12 protein-coding genes are annotated in these 16,356 nt (G+C 66.3%); 7 read left to right on the forward strand and 5 right to left on the reverse strand.

From position 1 onward, the window contains the following. The first annotated feature begins 24 nt into the window (after positions 1-24). A complete protein-coding gene (locus AC1DN9_RS16690) occupies positions 25-1,653 on the forward strand; it encodes an alpha-amylase family glycosyl hydrolase (protein ID WP_478102082.1) in 1,629 nt (542 codons plus the stop codon). Here the strand turns inward: AC1DN9_RS16690 and AC1DN9_RS16695 are convergent. From AC1DN9_RS16695 to AC1DN9_RS16710, 4 genes are all read right to left on the reverse strand, one after another. Then, a complete protein-coding gene (locus tag AC1DN9_RS16695; protein WP_478102084.1) occupies positions 1,608-3,896 on the reverse strand; it encodes a CocE/NonD family hydrolase in 2,289 nt (762 codons plus the stop codon). The two genes, AC1DN9_RS16690 and AC1DN9_RS16695, sit on opposite strands and share 46 nt — an antisense overlap. Continuing rightward, positions 3,893-5,653, reverse strand: coding sequence for an ABC transporter ATP-binding protein/permease (locus AC1DN9_RS16700; protein ID WP_478102085.1), 1,761 nt, complete (start codon positions 5,651-5,653; stop codon positions 3,893-3,895). The genes AC1DN9_RS16695 and AC1DN9_RS16700 overlap by 4 nt, the downstream gene beginning before the upstream one ends. Continuing rightward, the gene (locus AC1DN9_RS16705) at positions 5,650-6,948 is read right to left on the reverse strand and encodes a glycoside hydrolase family 15 protein (protein ID WP_478102086.1); all 1,299 of its coding nucleotides are present in this window, start codon (positions 6,946-6,948) and stop codon (positions 5,650-5,652) included. The genes AC1DN9_RS16700 and AC1DN9_RS16705 overlap by 4 nt, the downstream gene beginning before the upstream one ends. 77 nt (positions 6,949-7,025) lie before the next feature. Then, positions 7,026-8,315, reverse strand: a complete 1,290-nt coding sequence (locus AC1DN9_RS16710) for a glucoamylase family protein (RefSeq protein WP_478102088.1) — start codon at positions 8,313-8,315, stop codon at positions 7,026-7,028. 119 nt (positions 8,316-8,434) lie between these two features. Here AC1DN9_RS16710 and AC1DN9_RS16715 point away from each other — a divergent pair, with 119 nt between their 5' ends. From AC1DN9_RS16715 to AC1DN9_RS16725, 3 genes are all read left to right on the forward strand, one after another. Then, complete coding sequence (locus AC1DN9_RS16715) at positions 8,435-10,579, forward strand: glycoside hydrolase family 3 N-terminal domain-containing protein (RefSeq protein ID WP_478102089.1); 2,145 nt, start codon at positions 8,435-8,437, stop codon at positions 10,577-10,579. A gap of 234 nt (positions 10,580-10,813) precedes the next feature. Then, a complete protein-coding gene (locus tag AC1DN9_RS16720) occupies positions 10,814-11,371 on the forward strand; it encodes a hypothetical protein (protein WP_478102091.1) in 558 nt (185 codons plus the stop codon). Positions 11,372-11,499: 128 nt separating this feature from the next. Then, on the forward strand, positions 11,500-11,742 hold the full coding sequence (locus AC1DN9_RS16725) for a hypothetical protein (protein WP_478102093.1): 243 nt from the start codon (positions 11,500-11,502) through the stop codon (positions 11,740-11,742). A gap of 59 nt (positions 11,743-11,801) precedes the next feature. On the opposite strand, the gene AC1DN9_RS16730 is transcribed toward AC1DN9_RS16725, so the two are convergent. Continuing rightward, positions 11,802-13,052, reverse strand: a complete 1,251-nt coding sequence (locus tag AC1DN9_RS16730) for an alpha/beta hydrolase family protein (RefSeq protein ID WP_478102095.1) — start codon at positions 13,050-13,052, stop codon at positions 11,802-11,804. A gap of 210 nt (positions 13,053-13,262) precedes the next feature. Between AC1DN9_RS16730 and AC1DN9_RS16735 the strand changes: the two genes are divergently transcribed. From AC1DN9_RS16735 to AC1DN9_RS16745, 3 genes are all read left to right on the forward strand, one after another. Continuing rightward, complete coding sequence (locus AC1DN9_RS16735) at positions 13,263-14,240, forward strand: hypothetical protein (RefSeq protein WP_478102097.1); 978 nt, start codon at positions 13,263-13,265, stop codon at positions 14,238-14,240. A 124-nt stretch (positions 14,241-14,364) separates the two neighbouring features. Further along, complete coding sequence (locus tag AC1DN9_RS16740) at positions 14,365-14,847, forward strand: hypothetical protein (RefSeq protein WP_478102099.1); 483 nt, start codon at positions 14,365-14,367, stop codon at positions 14,845-14,847. A 302-nt stretch (positions 14,848-15,149) separates the two neighbouring features. Further along, the gene (locus AC1DN9_RS16745) at positions 15,150-16,295 is read left to right on the forward strand and encodes an ABC transporter substrate-binding protein (protein WP_478102101.1); all 1,146 of its coding nucleotides are present in this window, start codon (positions 15,150-15,152) and stop codon (positions 16,293-16,295) included. Positions 16,296-16,356: the final 61 nt, after the last annotated feature.

A 16,356-nucleotide genomic window follows, 5' to 3' on the forward strand; every position in this document is an offset into this window, starting at 1 on the left:
GCCGAGACACGCGAAAGGAACGGAATGTCGGCCGACGCTTGGTGGAAGAACGGAATCGTCTATCAGATCTACCCGCGTTCGTTCCAGGACAGCGACGGCGACGGCATCGGCGACCTCGATGGCGTCCGTGCCCGGCTCGACTATCTCGTCTCGCTGGGCATCGATGCCGTATGGATCTCGCCGATTTATCCGTCACCAATGGCGGACTTCGGCTACGACATCTCCGATTTTTGCGACATCGATCCGCGCTTTGGCACGCTGAACGGTTTCGATGCCTTGGTATCGGACGCCCATTCCCGGGGGCTCAGGGTCATCCTGGACTTCGTGCCGAACCACACGTCCGACCAGCATCCATGGTTCGTGCAGAGCCGCAGTGCACGCAGCGACCCGCGACGCGACTGGTACCTGTGGCGCGACCCGGCGCCTGACGGTGGTCCGCCCAATAACTGGCTGAGCAACTTCGGCGGCCCGGCCTGGACCTTCGATCCGGCCACCGGCCAGTACTACGGCCATTCATTCCTGAAGCAGCAGCCCGACCTCAACTGGCGCAACCCAGAGGTGCGCGCCGCGATGTACGAGGTGCTGCGCTTCTGGCTTCGGCGCGGCGTCGACGGCTTTCGCGTCGACGTGCTCTCTCAACTCATCAAGGACGCGCAGTTCCGCGACAACCCGCCGAACCCGGATTTCGTCGAGGGCCAGGACCCGTTTCACCGCTGGTTGATGCTCTACAACACGGACCTGCCGGAGATGCAGCAGATCGTGGCCGAGATGCGTCGCGTGGTCGATGCGTTCAGCGATGCGCGGTCGTCGCGCGTGCTGATCGGCGAGCTCTACCTGCCGCTCTCGCGCCTGGTCGCCTACTACGGCCTCAACGCCGAAGGCGTGCTCGAGGGCCTTCAGTTGCCCTTCAACTTCCAGCTGATCGCGGCCGAGTGGCAGGCCGCAATCATTGACCGCATGGTGCGCGACTACGAAGCCGCCTTGCCCGCCGGCGCCCAGCCGAACTGGGTGCTGGGCAACCACGACAAGCCCCGCATCGCGAGCCGTGTCGGGCCGCGGATGGCGCGGCTCGCGGCCATGCTGCTGCTCACGCTGCGCGGCACGCCGACGCTCTACTACGGCGATGAGATCGGCATGACGGACATCCCCATCCCCGTCGAAGAAGTCCAAGACCCGTTCGAGAAGAACAAACCCGGCATGGGCCTGGGGCGCGACCCGCAGCGCACACCCATGCAGTGGAGCGCCGCAGCACACGCCGGCTTCACGACGGGCACCCCGTGGCTGCGCCTTGCCGACGACTGGGCCACGCACAACGTCGAAGCGCAGTCGCGAGACCCCGGCTCGATGCTGGCGCTCTACCGACGTCTCATCGCGCTGCGGCGCGCGCAGCCGGCGCTGAACCAGGGCAACCATGAAGCGCTTGAAAGCGGGGGCGAGGTGCTCGCCTATGCGCGCAACAGCGAAGGACAGCGTCTGGTGGTGCTGTTGAACTTCGGTGCCACCGCGGCGCCGGTGTCATCGGTGTTGATGCCGCGCCGGCCGATCGTGCTGGCATCGACGGTTCCCACGCGCGCCGAAATCATCGCGGAGCCCCTGGTGCTGGCGCCTCATGAAGGCGTCGTGATCGGCTCGCGGGTCTGGATCTCGACGTAGCTGTGCTCATGCCAGCGCACTCGCACAGGCCATCGCGCGTCGGCAATGGTCTCCGAGTTCACGTCCTTGCCGCTGCCGTAGTTGATCTGCCGGTCGGGGCGCCTGTTGAGGCCGATCAGCAGCACGATGCGGCTGCCCGCCGCAAGCTTGCAAGCGGTCACGCGTTCGGCGGTGAATGCAAGCAACTGGCGTTCGCCCGCCCGAAGAAGCCGGCGATGCACGCGATGGCCGGCGTAGCTGGCCCGGAAGTCGTAGGGTTCGAACAGCAGCTGGTATTCACCGCTCGTCGTCTGCTCGTACAGCGAGACGGAGAAGTCCACGTCCTGCCGCGAGGGCGTGATGTCGAACACGCCGCGCAGACTGCCGTCGATCTCGGTGTCCTTCGACAGCGGATCGCTGACGAAGCTGATGCTGTTGCGCATCGGCAGTTCCTTCAGGCGCAGCGCGTCCGACCACGGGATGCGGACGTCGCGGCGATCGGCGAGATCGACCGAGAGTCGCGCGCTGCCACCGCGTTCGGACGGCGACGGCGACAAACGGTGCGGGTCGTCGCGCTCGCCGGTGTCGAGGTACAGGCGCAGCCGGGCGCGATCCGACGCGTCGAGCGTCGGCGCATGGCGCCATTGATCCGCGCCCATCACCTCGTAGTTGACGCGATCCTGCAGCAGAGAAGGCTTGCTCGCGCCCTTCAAGATGTGGTCGAGCCATTGATAGCGCAGCTCGGGCAAGTCGACGCGTGCGGCGGGGTCAAGCGTGTAGCCGCGCAGCGTCGCCGCGGTGCCGAGCCGGATCGAGGTTGCGTCGTAGGGGCCGAGCAGCAGCGTCGTGTCGGCCTTCGGTCGGTTGCGAAGCTGCTCGCGGTAGAAGTACAGCGCGCCGGCCTCGGCGCCGTAATAGCCGGCGATGCAGAGCACAGGGATGTCGATCTGCGCGAACTGCTCCGCACTCGGCAAGAACTTCTGCCAGTAGCGATCGTGGCTGGGGTGCGTCAGCCAGGTTCGGATCAGCCTGCTGCGCTTGCCCAGGAGGATGCGGTCAATGTCCCAGTAAGGGCGATTGCCGCGATACCAGCGCGCGTCGAGTGCCTGCCATATCGCGTCCGGATCGGCGTCGGCGTCGGCGTCGACTTGCAGAGGCTCGGCAGTCGCGTGCTCCTGCGCCCAGCGGACCATGGCGTTGCGGTAGATCTGTCCGGCCATTGGGAAGTCGATGCCCGGCGCCATCGGCGCAGTCGTGGCGATGGCCTTGAGTGCGGCCGGTTTCCTGCGCGCGGCGGCCCAGGCGGCATAGCCGGAGTAGCCGTCGCCGAGCATACCGACGCGGCCGTCGCTCCACGGCTGCTGGGCAATCCAGTCAATGACGGCCGCGGCGTCTTCGCCGTCGCGAACGAACGGCCACACGGCGCCCTTGCCGTCGGGCGTGCGTCCGCGCGCGTAGGCCGTGACGCCGACGTAGCCTTTGACGGCGCTGCGCTGCGCGTCGTCCTCGGCGGGATCGAGCGTGAAGCGCAGCAGCGTCGGTAACGCGCCAGTCTCGCCGCCGGGCCGGACCAGGCTGGCGTGGATGACACCCGCACGCACGGGAATCCGGACGTCGGCCTCCGCCACGTAGCGGGTGCGGTTTTCCGCCGCGATCAGGTCGGGCAGCAGCACACTGAAGCTGCGACGCGACTCGTACTCAAGCCAGGTGCGCACGAGCGCCACGGCGTCGGCCTGCGGGAGGGTTCCCTTCGCGCGCCAGAGATCGAAGGCTTGCTGGAGCGGCTCCCTGTACACCGCCAGCGGGGTTTGGAGTCGCGCCATGATGGCCGCGGCTTGCGCGTCGTCGAGCGGCACCAGCTCCTGGAACGCGCGCGCGTAGGCCTTGGCGAAGTCGAGGCGCTCGTCCGCTTCGATCGCGCGCGCACGCGCATAGATGCCGTCGATGATCGCGCGCTCGAGCAGCCCGTCGAACGGCTTGTCCTGGCGGCGGCTGCGCAGGGACCTGCTGCTGTCGGAGGCCGCGCGGTAGCCGCCGCTGACGATCTGCAGAGCGGTCACGTTGGCCAGGAAGACATCGGTGTCGGTCTCCTGGTAGACCGGCAGGATGCGCTGCGCCAGATCTCGCATCAGGTCCACCGCAGCGGGATCGTCAGGGTCGCGCGGTGGTCGGAAGCCGAAATCCAGCGCCCAGGCCCAGGCCGGCAGCGCAAGTATCAGCCGCACGAGGGCGCGACGCGCACGAAGGCTCATGGGGTATTTCATGGTCGCAGGTCCTCGGGCACGGTGTCCGGCGCTTTGACCAGGTGCACCACCTGCGTGAACAGCCGGTCGCGCGCCTCTCCGGCCGAGCCGATGTGGATGATGCCCGTGTGCGCGAGCTTGCCCAGCACGTCGATGACGAGTTCGAGCGTGTCGTCGTCGAACGCGCCGAAGGCTTCGTCCATCACCAGCCAGGGCGGCGCCTGCAGCACCACGCGGGCGAAGCCCAGCCGCAACTGCTCGTCCATGCTGAGCTCGCGCTCCCATCGACCCGTCTCGTTCAGCAATTGTTCCAGCCGCTGGAGGCCCACGCTCGCCAGCGCGGCCACCATGGCTTCTCTCGGATAGCTCGCCGGCTCCATCGCATACGACAGCACTTCGGCCAGTGTGCCGCGGGGAAGGTAGGGCGTGCCGCGCGGCATGTAGTGAATCGTCTCGCCGCGGGGCCGGTGCACGGTGCCGGAGCCCCAGGGCCAGAGGCCCGCGAGCGCCCGGAACAGCAAGGTCTTCTCGGTGCCCGGCGTGCCGAGGATCAACAGGCGCTGACCGGGGTGCACGACGAGATCTGCGGCGTCCAGCCGATCGTGGCCGGTCCAGGCGCGGACCTCGAGCGCTTCGATCGCGAAGGTCCCGGCGTCGCTCTCCACATACGCGATGCGGCTGCCGCCCGCTTGTGCCTCCAGATCGGACGCCAGCACCTGACGCAGGTCTGCGACGCGCAGCAGCGTGGCGCGCCAGTCGGCAATGGTGCTGAAGTTGTCGACGAACCAGCGCAGCGACGACTGCGCCTGGGTGAAGGCAGCTGCGGCCATCATCAAACCGCCGAACGAAACCTTCCCCGAGAAGAAAAGCGGTGCGGCCACCAGCGTCGGCGCGATGATGGTGACCCAACCGAAGCCCGCGGTGACCCAGGTCAGGTTGGTCAGCCCGAGCACCACGCGCGATGTGGCGTGCAAGACGTCGCCGATATGCACGGCGACGCGGCGCTTCTCGTCGGCCTCGCCACCGGCCAGGGAGATGCCGTCGAGATGCTCGTTGATGCGGGTCAGCGAGAAGCGAAATTCGCCTTCGCGCGCGTAGCGCTCGGCGTTGCGCGAGATCAGGCCGTTGCCGACCCAGTAGGTCATCAGCGAGCCAGCGATCGCATAGAGAATCGCGGCCCACAGCATGAAGCCCGGCAGGGCATGGTCCTGGCCGTCGAAGAAGATGCTGAAGTCCCTGGAGAGGACCCACAGCACGCTCGAGAAGCAGCCGAAGAGCACGGCTGCCTGCAGCAGACCCACGCCGAGGCCGACCGACAGATCGCACAGCTTCAGCGTGTCTTCGTGCATGCGCTGATCCGGATGGGCGCCGATGGGGCCGCTGCCCTGGAGCCAGAACGCCCGGCGCGGCTGCAGCCACAGCCCCACGAGGTCATTGGCCAAGGCCTCGCGCAGCTTCAGTTGCAAGGTTTCGGCCAGCCACCTCTGCGCGACGTTCAAGACCAGCAGCACGCCCGCAATCACCGCGAAGACGCCGACCTGCACGATGAAGTCGCGCAAGTCGCGACGAGAGATCGCGTCGTAGAACGGCTTGTTCCAGCTATTGAGTTCGATCTGCCCATACGCCGTGAACGCGACGACCACGACGATCCCGCCCACCAGCGCGGCCAGCGTTTTCGCGACCGGGGACGCTCGCAAGGCGCCGAGCAACTGGCGGACCTGACGGAAGACACTCGTCCTCACAGCCGGGTCGGCACGGTTCGGCGACGTTGCGCTCATCGCCGCAGCGGCGCCTCGCAGGCGGCAGCCGCCATGCGGCGCGCCGAGACACACGAAATAAACGCGGCGTGGCTCCAGGCCAGTTGCTTCGCCGAGGTTTGCGCGCCGCTGCGCTGATCGAACTGCTCCGACAGATCACCACCGGCCGGCGTGTACGCGCGTACGGTGGCGAGGTAGGCGTCGCCCCGCTCGACCCAATGGCGTGCATCGCCGCCCAGCGCCGCGGCGCGGAAGCAGAACTCGGCGGCGCCGAGCGTCGAGAAGTAGTACGCGCCGCCCGAGTAGTACACGTCGCCGGCGTACCGGCCCATCGCCGGCCCACGGCCTGCGGCACGGCCGTGGTTGATCGGATAGGCCGCATCGAACAGCGCGTCGAGTCGCGCCAGCGTGGCCTGCATGCGCGGATCGGCCGGGCCATGCGTGGCCTCTGTGCCGAGGCTATGGATTGCCGACAGGATCACCGCGATGTCCAGCGCCTTCGGACTGGGCCGGTCGTCCGGCAGCATGCGTGAACGGTAGTAGCCCTGCGTCGCGTCGCCATCGCTGACCCAGAAGTCGTCGAGCAGGCTCAGCACGGCCTGCGATTCCTCCCGACAGCGCTGCGCCCGCGCCGTGTCGCCCAGGCCATGCAGCCATGTCGCGCCTTCGGCCAGCGCGGCCGCCGAGACGCGCAGCGTGTAGTAGTGATGGCCGCTTTCCTCCTCCCAGATGTCGTACGAGGGCTCGCGCCAGTGACGCAGTGTGAAGTCGAGGTCGAAGCGGATCATGGCGGCAGCCTCCGCCAACAGGGGCGCGTCGAGGTGCCCGCCGGCCGCCCAGCGCAACAGCGCCAGCGCGCGCAGCGGCGGCCCGTCGTGCTGGGGGCGTGCCCATCGGGCGACATCGAGCGTACCGTCGGGGTTCACTCGTGTCTCGGCGAAGACGGCATCGCCGTAGGCGCTCGCGAGGTCACGGTCCTCGCGCAGCCACTGCAGGAAGTCGGGGGCCACGCGTGCTCTGCGGTCGGGCGCCGCGGCATCCACGCGGCCGTCGAGTCGGCCCACGGCAAGGCTGAAGCGAGTGAAGTCGCGCAGATGCTGCAGGGCTTCGTCGCCGATGCGCCGGTCGACGTAGAGCAGGCGCAGTGCATCGATGACGACGGCGGAGTCGCGGAACCAATGAAAGAAGTAGTCCGGGTCCGGGTCGTACCCGCCCAGTACGGGCGAGGCGACGATGGCGCCTGCGATCGGCCGTATGGTCTGACCGAAGCCCGGGCGATGCTTGACGATCGACACCGGTGAGATGCTGGTCAGCATCGCGCGCGCCGAATGGCGGAGCTGTCTTTCGAGCCAGGACTCGAACGCCGGGTCTTGCGGGCTCGTCACGCTCAAGGTCACGGTGCAGGCGACCCGAGATGCGGGCTGCTGAAGTCCAGGGCGCGCAGCCCGGCCTGCACTTCGGGCACGCTCATGAACAGCTTCCACAGAAGGCCCGTCCGATGGTTCTCCATCATCACGACGATCGGGCCCTGGTCGATGGCAAGAAAGGTCTCCGCGAACCAGCCGCGCTCCTCGCAGAACGCGTCGACGAAGCCGTAGTCCCTCCACAGTCGGGTGCCATGCACGGTGAGTAAATGCCGCAGCACCCGCATCACCTCGGCGGGCGCATACGCCAGGCTGGCCAGCGCGGCCGTCGGCGAGATGGTGCCGTTGTCGACGTCGGGGGCGTGCGCGAGGTAGCCGTCGGGGTCGTCGCTGGCGGTCAGGCCCCAGCACGATTCGCCATAGCCTTTGTGGCCCTGCGGATTGGCGACGCAGTGCGCGCGGTTGATCCGCAAGTGGCGGGAGTTGAGATCCCAGTAGTCGGCGTAGCGATCCTTCAGGCCGTGCGGATCGAGGCCGCAGAACGAGTAATGCGTGAAGAACAGCGGGCCGCCGTAGGGCATGCCCAGCGGCAACTCGATGCCGTAGTACGACTGGCCGTTGACAAAGCCGGACCCCGCCGCGAAGCCGCGGTGGTAGACCCGCGGATCGATCGCATGGCGCGGCGAGGCCGCAGCCATCAGGTAGGTGATGAGGCACTCGTTCCAGCCACGCACTTCATGGTTCATCGCCCAGCCGTGTTTGGGGCTCCAGTGCCAGTACAGGACGTCCCGTCCCCCTTGGGTGAACCAGTCCCATTCGACGTCGTGCCATAGCGTGTCGATGTCGCCGCGCAGTCGGCGCGCCGCGGCCGTGTCCTCGCTGAAGTACTGGCGCACGCACAGCAGGCCCATGAAGAGGAACGAGGTCTCGACAAGATCGCCCGCATCGTCCTTGGGGCTCATCGGGATCGTCGCGCCGCTGGCGCCGTCCATGAAGTGCGGAAAGGCACCGTGGTAGCGCGTGGCACGGAACAAGGCGTCGAGCATGCGCCGCAGGCGATCCAGGGCCGCGTCTCGCGTGATCCAGCCGCGCTCGACCGCAACAATCATGGCCATGACGCCAAAGCCCGAGCCACCGATCGCGACCCTGTCGTCGGCCCTGTCTTCGGCGCCGACGAGCGTGCGGCGGTCGAGCGCCAGGCCGCTGGCGGCATCCGCACCGTCCCAGAAATAGCGGAAGGTCTGGCGCTGCACGGCCTCGATCAAGGCTTCGTCGGGCAGGGCCGCCAGTGCCCTCGGGTTCCTGTCATCTTTCAACACGAGCGGCTCCTGTCGTCATGGTCACGTTTGGTTTCATCGAGTCGTCGGCGCCACGCGGCCGATGGCCCCCCGGAGCATGCCATCATCAGGCCCCCTTGGGTTCTACTTCGAAGTCTCCAATGAGTCGCATCGACACCCTCATGGCCCGGATGACGCTGTCCGAAAAGCTGGGCCAGCTGACGATGACAGCCTCCAGCTACACGGTCACCGGGCCGGTGATCGCGGGGGATTCCACGCAGTCGATCATCGACGGCACGATCGGCAATCTGCTGAACATGGTCGGTGCCGGGCCGGTGCACGAGATGCAGCGACTGGCCGTCGAGAAGTCACGGCTCGGCATTCCGCTGCTGATCGGCCTGGACATCATCCACGGCCATCGCACGCTCTTTCCGATCCCGCTGGCGGAGGCGGGCGTCTTCGACGAAACCCTCTGGGAGCGCACGGCGCGCGAGGCCGCGCGCGAAGGCGCGGCCGAAGGTCTGGCGATGACTTTCGCGCCGATGCTCGACGTATCGCGCGATCCCCGCTGGGGCCGCACCGCGGAAGGACCCGGCGAAGACCCCTGGCTGAACGTCCGCATCGCGCAGGCCAAGGTGCGCGGATTCCAGGGGACCGATTTGTCGTCGGCCGAATCGCTGGCCGCCTGTGCGAAGCATTTCGCCGCGTACGGCGCGGTCACCGCGGGGCGGGAGTACGCCGCCGCGGACATCTCCGAGCGCACCTTGCGCGAAGTGCATCTGCCGGGCTTCGCAGCCGCGGTCCGCGCCGGCGTCGCGACGCTGATGCCGGCATTCACCGATCTCAACGGCGTGCCGATGACGGCGCACATCCCCTTGCTGCGCGACTGGCTGCGCGGCGAGATGGGCTTCGACGGCGTCATCGTCAGCGACTACAACGCGATCGCGGAATTGATCAAGCACGGGGTCGCCGCCGATCTCGCCGATGCCGCGGTGCTGGCGCTGAAGGCCGGCGTCGACATCGACATGATGGCCGACGCGTATCGCAAGGGCCTGCCGATCGCGCTCGAGCAGGGCCGGGTGACGATCGAAGAGATCGACGCATCCGTGCGGCGGGTGTTGCGGCTCAAGGAGCAGCTCGGTCTGTTCGACGACCCCTACCGCCGCGGCGCGACGCCGGAGCCCGCGGCGGTCGTTGCCGAGCGCCACGCGCTGGCGCGCGACGTCGGGCGCAGGGCCATCGTCATGCTGAAGAACGAGCGCGACACCCTCCCCTTGCCTGCGGCGGCGAAGGCGCTGTGTGTCATCGGCCCGCTGGCCGATGCAAGCACCGAGATGAAAGGTCCGTGGTGGGGTGCCGGCGAACACGAGCCGGCCATCAGCGTGCTTGGCGGCCTGCGCGCCGCGCTGCCGCAGGCCGACATACGCCATGCACCCGGCGTCGCCATCGAGGGTGGCGACGACAGCGGCATCGAAGCCGCTGTCGCGCTGTGCGACGGCGTCGACGCCGTCCTGCTGTGCCTGGGCGAGCGTGCCACGATGAGCGGCGAGGCGGCGAGCCGCGCCACGCCCGCGCTTCCCGGTCGACAGCAGGCCCTGGCCGAAGCGGTGACAGCCCGTGCACATGCGCTCGGCATCCCCGTCGTCGCGATATTGTTTTCGGGCCGCCCGCTCGTTGTCCCCTGGCTGTCCGAACATGCCGACGCGCTGCTGGCTGCGTGGTTCCTCGGCGTCGAAGCCGGCCACGCGATCGCCGACGTGGTCACGGGCCGGGTATCGCCTGGCGGCCGCACGCCGATGAGCTGGCCGCGCGCCGTCGGGCAGGTGCCGATCTATTTCGGCCAGCGTCCCTCCGGCCGCCCGATGAATCCCGCCGACTACTTCACGAGCAAGTACCAGGATGTCGACAACACGCCGCTGTATGCCTTCGGCCACGGCTTGACCTACGGCCGGTTCAGTTACGACGAGCTTCAGGTCGAGCCGCGGCGCGTGCGGAAGCAGGACGCGCTGAAGATCAGCGTCAGGCTGCGCAACGTCGGCGCGCGCGAGGCCGAAGAGACCGTCTTTCTATTCGTTCGCGACAAGCTGAGCCCCGTCACCCGGCCGCTTCTGGAACTCAAGGGCTACGCCAAGCTGCGATTGATGCCCGGCGAAGCCGGCTCGGTGGAACTGGCGCTGCCGGCAGTCGAGTTGCGCTACCTCGGGCCGGACTTGCAGCCCTTGTTCGAGGCGGGCGAGGTCGAGATTCTCGTCGGACCGAGTGCAGAGCAAACAGGGTTGCTGCGCCAGACCATCGAGTTGTGTTGAAACGGCGGACTTCAAGCCGTGGCATGGCCGTGTCAAGCGCGATGAGCAAGTGAGAGCCGGCGTCGTCGGGAACACGCTTGTGTGACTTCCTGTGGCTTGCGACGGAAAACAACCGTCGCAGTTGCGGGAAAAAGACTTTCGCGTCTCTTACATTGGTGGGGCGACAGATGGAGGTCGTCGCTGCCGCCAAGGGGCATGGAGTGATCGACCTCGCGTCGGGTCGCTGCCTCCTACATGAACTTCTCACACATTCGAATCACAGGACCCGACGGCGCCCACTATCAACTCGGCGATCCCATGTACGTCTACGCGGGCGCGTTGCTTCTGGGGACACTGGACCCGGTACGCGTGCTGAACGCCGGCACACAGATCCACATCGAGCCGTTCACCCCGACCCAGGTCGTGCTGGATGAACAAAGGCACATCGGACGCCTCATCTTCTTCGAGATCTGCGCGTTCGTCTCGGAGCACTTCCCGCAGATACAGCTGATCAGCTTCGCGTTCGCGCGTCCGATCACGAGCCTCGGCGGGCCCGCACAACAGGCCGGTTCGCGCGCCGCCGCGATGGAGCGGATCGGGGTCGAGGATGTTCGCATCACGCCGGTCTCATCGGGGGCGCACGTCGTGTCGGGCACCTGGGCATACAGCGAGAAGAACCTGGCGGCGCTGCACCTCGCGCTTGACGAGCAGCGTGCCATCTTTGCCGCGGACCCGATAGCAGGCGACAAGGGAGGACTTGCTGGTGCGATTCGGCGTCTGGTTGGGCGACGGCGATCCAAGGGTGATGATTGAGTTGGACCACTCTTCCTTCTGCCTTTGATATTCCTTCTCGCATATCGCTTCAGACGTCTTCGCAATTTCGTCCACCGTCCTACACTGACCTCCAAGAAACGAGAACCTAATTCGTATATGGAGGTGCTATGGAGCAGTTCACTGACGATGCCGACCGGCTCAGGGCCGCAGCGACGAGAGCCGATGCATTGGCCAGACGAGCGCAGCGTGCGGCACACGAGGCGTTCCATGTGTTCCTGAGAGAAGATGGCGCGCCTTCACCCGATCAAGCCGCCGATGCTGCGAAGGCCAGCGCCAGAGCAGCACAGGAGGCGTGGCGCAATTACGTTCACTACGTTGCGCTGCACGGCGGGCACCTGCATCGTTGTTGACTCCACGGGCCGGATCCACCGGATCCATCTGAATCCGGGTACCGGCCTATGAGTTCGCCCTATGAATTCGACAGGTCTTCGGGCTGCTCGGGCGCCGGTCGTACACGTTTCGCAGTGGGAGGAAGATGTTGGTCGATGAACCGCACCGCTTCGTCGCCATCGAGGTCATGTCGACCCACGAACTCCATGAATCGGAAGCGATCCGCCGCGCCTTGCCGGGCATAGAAGCTTGCGGCCTCGGGGGCTGCGCGCCGAGCGCCGGTGATCGGGAAAAGCTGGTCCTGGTTGCCTGATTGGACCAGCAGTGGGCGAGGCGCCACCATCGCCACCACTGCCGGGTCGCGCCAGATCGACAGGCTGCCGGGAAACCGCCAATCGAGGAAGCCGTACGGCTCGGAGGCGTTGAGAACTTCTTCCCGGTCATTGAAATAGGCGGCCACGACTGCCACGCGAATCCTGGGCTCGAGGGCGGCCGTGTAAAGCGTATAGAAACCGCCGTACGAAAGCCCCACCATCGCGATGCGCTCCGCATCGATGTCGGGGCGTTTCGCGAACATGTCGATGGCCTTGACGATCTTCGCCATTTCGATGGCCGGCAATGAAGTGTCGGCCGCCCACGCGCGTACCGTCAGTCGGTCCCGCAGATCGTCGCCCGCCCTGCCGTAGTGAATGAAGGTCGGCATCCAGACGGCATATCCGTGCTGCAAAGCCTCCCATGCAATATCGCGGGGGCTGTGGCGTACGACGATCAGCTTTCCATCGGCAGAGGCAGATGGCATGCCGCCACGGCCGGCCGCGGCAATCACGAGCGGCAGGCGATCGCCTTTGTGCGCCGTCTTGGGCCGCACAAGAAGTCCCGTGCTCTGCACGCCAGGGAGCACCGGAATGCGCAGCTCGGCATAGGTGCCGACGTCATCCTCTCCAAGCGGCGTCTCCTCTGCCTTCGGTGCCGAGGCGGGGTCGAACCCCGGCGGGGGATAGTGCAGGCTCGCTCGCAGTCGCGCGCGCAAGACTTCGGTGGAGCGCGCATACGCGTCCTTGCTCGAAAAATCGAGTGACCCGAGAAGTTTGTGGGTGTCGGAGGCGCGTCGGAGCGTCTGCAGATGGGCGTCGACTTGATCGCCCTGCTCGATGGCGCGATTGACGGCGTGCCGCCGATCCTCCCTGAAGAGGGGCGCTTGCCATTTGGCGCGAACGATGTCGAGTCCACGGCCGGCCGCGACCCAGCCGAAGTCGATGACGGGGCGGACGAAGTAGGCGCATGCCAGAAATAGGGGAATGAGGATGGGCCAGAACCTGCGACGGATCATGTGGGAGCGTTTTATTTTTTTGGGGGAGATCGAGTTGACTGGCCGCTGACCTACAACGTCGGAGTTATTACTGAATGTGTAATTTGTTCTTATGTTACACATCGCGTAACAAGGACCTGCACCTGACGTCTCATCCTCATTGAGGTTGACCTCGCCAAGCCGCCGTGCAAGTGCGTCAATAATCTGAATTCTGTAACAAGGAGTTCATCCGTGAAATTGACGTCCCCTTCGTCGGCCTGCGCCCTCGCGGCAGCAATCTCTGTATTGGCCGCAGGCTGTGCGATGCAGCCCCAAAAAGCTGCCGAGTCTTCCGCGCCTGCCGTCGCGGCGCCTGCACCTGCGCCCGCTCCGGCGCCCTTGCCTGTTGCGGCGGCGCCATCCAAGTCGGATGCGTCGAAGAGCGCTCGCAAAGGCCCGGCGCCAATGACGTACGAGGAAATCAGGAAAGCCGCGCGCAGTGCCGGCAGCGACAGCGCGGCTGCGCGGCGTCTTGCAGGAAAGACGGTCACGCTGCAGTTGGCCAGGAGCACCGACACGGACCGCGTACGAGGGACGGCTTTCACGGTGCAGGGCTCGGACGACTGGTACTTTTTCTGCAGGAACATGCCGGCCGGCTTCCAGGGCGGTGAGGTGACCGCCAAGATCATGAAGTACGCCTACCGGTCGGGTCCCGACATCATCGCGGTCGAGCTCGACCGCTGTGTGCCCGAGGCCGGCGCGCCCGCCGTCGCCGCAGCACCTGCACCCGCGCAGGTGGCTGCCGCACCCGTTCCCGCGGCCGCTCCGGGGGCCACCGCGGCAAAGGGCGTGCGGCCCGGCATGGACGCCCAGGGCAATGTGATCGACTCCTCCAAGATCGAGTCAGGCAGCGGCCGCACCGTGAAGGGCATTAACGATTTCGAAGGGGAGATCACCGGCATTCCGGCGAAGAATTCGAAGTTCACGCCATTGCAGATCGGGATGTCCGTGCGTCAGGCGACGGACATCGCCGGGCCGCCGACCGACCAAGGCGCCTACATGACGGGCAAGGCCTGGATTCCGTTCTACTTCGGCAGCGACCGGCACCGCTTCGAGATGACCTACAAGGGCCAGGGCCGCCTGATCTTCGCTGGCGGCGGCATGGGGGACTTCTCCAGCGGCAACCTGATCTGGATCATCCACAACCCCAACGAGAGCGGCTACCGCTGAGCCTCAGCCTTCGGGCATTCCCGATCCCAAACGGCGCGGCGCGGCCTCATGCTGCGCATTGCGCGTCGGTTGGGACGAACCCATCGCGCGATAACAAGCTGGAGGGGACCGCATGGCCAATGCTTTGACCGACCGCGCGACATTCGCGGGTGTGCTCGCCCAGCTTGTACGAAACCGCTGCGCTTCCGGTGCGAACCGGACCTCGCGCACGGGTCTTCAGGCCACCGTACCGGTCAATGAGCGTCCGGCCGTGCGCCGCGGCATCGAAGGATTGATCGAGGTCGGCGTGCTGGCGGTTCACGGCGAAGACATCGGCTTCACACCGGACGGCTCGCAATTCCTGGCGCACGTCCAGCGGGTCCAAGGCCAGAAGCCGAATGTCGAGCGTCATCAGGAAGACGCGGCCGCCCTGCAGCGCATCCTCGGGGCGATCGAGCAGGACGAACGGTTCGAGCCCTACAGCATGGACGATGTGCGCACCTTGCCCGCCAGACTGGAAAACTATCGCTCGCACCGAGGGACTGCGCGCCTTCCCAAGAGCTGGCTGGCCATTGCTTTTTTTGTGTTGGTGCTGGCGGTCATCGCCGTGTATGTCGCCAGGCGATGAGATGCGATGAGATCGGCGCGCGGAAAAAAGCCCCCTCGCATTGCTGCGCGGGGGCTAAATCCATCGAAGGAACGATGGAGGAGACAACTGGAAATCGATTTGTCAGTGAAGCTCGTCCAGCTTCTTCGAAGTCACGTAACCAGAGACAACGACAGCAGCGACGGCAACAAGAGAGATCAAGACGGTGAGCATTCGGGACTCCTCAAAGAGCGTGTTGGCTCGATTATAGGGTAAACCCTAGTTTCTTGCCGGCGGTAGCCGCGGCTGCGTCTGTCCTTTCAATAACCAGACCAGGAGACTTCATGCGCAAACCTCTGAGGCAACTGTTCGTCGCCGCCGGCATCGCATTGGCGATGGCGGCCGGCGTCCAAGCCCAACCGATCAAGATCGCGACCATCGTCGAGCTCTCAGGGGCCGGCGCCACGTCGGGCACGAATTTCAAGAACGGTGCGGAACTGGCCGTGAAGGAAATCAATGCGTCCGGAGGAATCCTCGGTCACAAGATCGAGATGACCGTGGCCGACACGCAAAGCAACCCGGGCGTCGCGAAAGGCCTGGCCACGAAGGCGGTGGACGACGACGTGTTCGCGGTCTTCGGCCCGGTCTTCTCAGGCTCGATCCTGGTCAGCATGGCCGAGACCAAGCGCGCCGAGATACCCAACTTCACCGGCGGAGAGGCGGCCTCGATCACGAAGCAGGGCAACCCTTTCATCTTCCGCACCAGCTTCACGCAGGATGCCGCGATGCCGAAGGTGGCCCGCTACATCGCGAACAACCTCAAGGCCAAGACGCTCGCCCTGATCTACGTGAACAACGACTTTGGAAGGGGCGGCCGGGAGTCGCTGACCAAGGCGCTCGAGCCGCTGGGCGTGAAGGTCATCGCCGATATCTCGACTGACCAGAATCAGCTTGATTTCTCGGCGGCGGTCCTCAAGGCCAAGCAGAGCAACGCCGACGTGGTGTTCGTCTACACCAACGAGGAAGAGTCCGCCCGTGCGCTGCGCGAGTTGCGCAAGCAGGGCGTGACCCAGCCCATCGTCGGCGAAACCGTGCTGACCAGCCAAAAGGTGATCGAACTCGCCGGTGATTCGGCCAATGGCGCCATCGCGCACGTAGGACTGACGGCCGATGCGCCGTTGCCGCCCGTGCGCGCGTTCCGCGAGCGCTTCGAGAAGGAATACAAGTACATCCCGGACCACAACGGCGTCAAGGGCTACACCGGCGTGTTCATCCTGAAAGCTGCCGTGGAGAAGGTCGGCAGCCTCGACCGTAAGCGCGTCGCACAGGCGCTGCACGGCCTGTCGATCACTGTCGTGCAGCAGCCGGGCGTGCTGATGGACGTGACGATCGACGCCAACGGCGACCTGGACCGCGAGAGCTTCATGACCGAGGCCCGCAACGGCAAGCAGGTGGTCAAGGAGATCCTGCCCGCGTTGGGCGCGAAGTAGCGCGAAGCAGCGGGCGCGGGCGGTCGGGCTTCCTACAATGGAAACCCCACCCCTCGGAGCC

The organism is Variovorax sp. 05L425 (assembly GCF_056397705.1).

What these genes read in the sequence shown, in the direction of transcription:
- AC1DN9_RS16690 (WP_478102082.1), top strand. Translation starts at nt 25, where the DNA reads ATGTCGGCCGACGCTTGGTGGAAGAACGGAATCGTCTATCAGATCTAC.
- AC1DN9_RS16695 (WP_478102084.1), bottom strand. Translation starts at nt 3,896, where the DNA reads ATGAAATACCCCATGAGCCTTCGTGCGCGTCGCGCCCTCGTGCGGCTG.
- AC1DN9_RS16700 (WP_478102085.1), bottom strand. Translation starts at nt 5,653, where the DNA reads ATGAGCGCAACGTCGCCGAACCGTGCCGACCCGGCTGTGAGGACGAGT.
- AC1DN9_RS16705 (WP_478102086.1), bottom strand. Translation starts at nt 6,948, where the DNA reads ATGCTGACCAGCATCTCACCGGTGTCGATCGTCAAGCATCGCCCGGGC.
- AC1DN9_RS16715 (WP_478102089.1), top strand. Translation starts at nt 8,435, where the DNA reads ATGAGTCGCATCGACACCCTCATGGCCCGGATGACGCTGTCCGAAAAG.
- AC1DN9_RS16720 (WP_478102091.1), top strand. Translation starts at nt 10,814, where the DNA reads ATGAACTTCTCACACATTCGAATCACAGGACCCGACGGCGCCCACTAT.
- AC1DN9_RS16725 (WP_478102093.1), top strand. Translation starts at nt 11,500, where the DNA reads ATGGAGCAGTTCACTGACGATGCCGACCGGCTCAGGGCCGCAGCGACG.
- AC1DN9_RS16730 (WP_478102095.1), bottom strand. Translation starts at nt 13,052, where the DNA reads ATGATCCGTCGCAGGTTCTGGCCCATCCTCATTCCCCTATTTCTGGCA.
- AC1DN9_RS16745 (WP_478102101.1), top strand. Translation starts at nt 15,150, where the DNA reads ATGCGCAAACCTCTGAGGCAACTGTTCGTCGCCGCCGGCATCGCATTG.